We start from the raw sequence: 1,692 nt of genomic DNA, 5'->3' as shown, positions 1-1,692 counted from the left end.
TCACCGACGAGGAAGCCCTGGCGTTTCACCTGGAGCCGTCTCCGGGCAAATGGGAGATCAATGCCACTGTCCCGATGACAACGCAGAGGGATCTGTCGCTGGCGTACTCTCCAGGCGTTGCGGTGCCTTGCGAGGCGATCGCGGAAAACCCTGAAACTGCTTATGATTACACCAATAAGGGCAATCTGGTTGCGGTTATCTCCAACGGCACCGCGGTGCTGGGGCTGGGCAATCTGGGGGCATTGGGGTCCAAACCGGTGATGGAGGGCAAATCTGTCCTGCATAAGCTTGACCGAAATCGAAGCTGAATGGCGGGCCGGTACAATCAGGATGTTGGCCGGGCCGGTCAAGCGCTGGAACGGGTAATACCGCTGGGCCCGCTCGTTGAGCGCCACATCAACGGTCATCTCGCCTTCGTATTCGAAATCAACACCGCGTTTATCCAAAACGGTGGGCGCGACATGCATCTTTTCCGCGCGTTCCGACACTGGGTAACCGAAGGTGGAGAAGCTGACAAAGGCCACCCGCGGTTCAAGCCCCATGTGGCGGGCAACACCCACCGCACGTTCAGCGATGTTTGCCAAGTGGTTCTCATCCGGCCATTCATGCACCAACGTATCCCCGATCAGCACGATCCGCCCCTTGTGCAGCAGCGCAGTCACACCAGCGGCACCATGATCGGCATCGGCATCAAACACATGGTTGATCCGTTCCAGAACATGGGCCGATTTCCGGGTTGCACCGGTAACCAGACCATCGCCATGCCCATGCGCCAGCATCAGGCTGGCAAACACGTGCCGGTCACGTCCTACCAGCCGGTGAATATCTTTGTGATCAAAGCCTTTACGCTGCAAGCGGCTGTACAGGAAGTCCTTGTACAAATCGAAATTCGGCGTGTTGGCAGCGTTGACAATTTCCAGCTCCCGCACGGCATCGCCAAGGCCGGCTTTTTCCAGTTTTGTGCGCACATCCTCCTGCCGGCCTACAACCAGTGATTTCCCAAAGCCGGAACGCTGGTACATCACTGCAGCGCGCAGCGCACGCGGGTCATCACCTTCGGCAAAGATCATCCGGGACTGGGCGGACCGGGCACGGGCATTCAATCCGCGCAGGATAGAGGCGGTCGGATCCATGCGGGATTTCAATCCCACCTCATAGGCGTCCATGTCCACGATCGGACGGCGGGCGGCACCGGTGTCCATGCCTGCCCTTGCCACCGCCAGCGGGATCCGATGGATAAGCCGGGGATCAAAGGGCGTCGGAATGATATAGTCGCGGCCAAATGACAGCGACTTGCCATAGGCCAGCGCCACTTCATCCGGCACATCCTCACGCGCGAGTGCTGCCAGAGCATGGGCACAGGCGATCTTCATCTCGTCGTTGATGGCGCGGGCGTGGATGTCCAGCGCGCCGCGGAACAGGTAGGGGAATCCCAGCACGTTGTTGACCTGGTTCGGGTAATCGGACCGGCCGGTGGCGACGATTGCATCGACACGCACCTCATGCGCTTCTTCGGGAGTGATTTCCGGATCCGGGTTTGCCATCGCAAAAATCACCGGATTGTCGGCCATCGCGGCGACCATCTCCTGGGTTACCGCGCCCTTGACCGATACGCCCAGAAAGACGTCGGCACCGCGCATGGCTTCTTCCAGAGTGCGCAGATCCGTGCTGATCGCATGGGCTGATTTGCAC

At 59.7% G+C, this 1,692-nt stretch carries 1 protein-coding gene and 1 pseudogene; one reads left to right on the top strand and one right to left on the bottom strand.

Annotation, left to right across the window (positions count from 1 at the left end):
• Positions 1–74 precede the first annotated feature (74 nt).
• The gene (locus A2I95_RS35795; protein WP_291737291.1) at positions 75–308 is read left to right on the top strand and encodes a hypothetical protein; all 234 of its coding nucleotides are present in this window, start codon (positions 75–77) and stop codon (positions 306–308) included.
• Here A2I95_RS35795 and A2I95_RS35790 read toward each other — a convergent pair.
• Positions 240–1,692 (bottom strand): annotated as a pseudogene (locus tag A2I95_RS35790) (phosphate acyltransferase); the annotation flags it as partial. The gene A2I95_RS35795 and the pseudogene A2I95_RS35790 sit on opposite strands and share 69 nt — an antisense overlap.

Source organism: Leisingera sp. F5, from assembly GCF_001593695.1.
The sequence above is the reverse complement of the archived record's forward strand: the minus strand, read 5'-3'. Positions and strand labels throughout refer to the sequence as shown.

Bases quoted from the DNA above. Each gene is read 5' to 3' on its own strand.
- A2I95_RS35795 (WP_291737291.1), top strand. From the start codon at position 75: ATGACAACGCAGAGGGATCTGTCGCTGGCGTACTCTCCAGGCGTTGCG.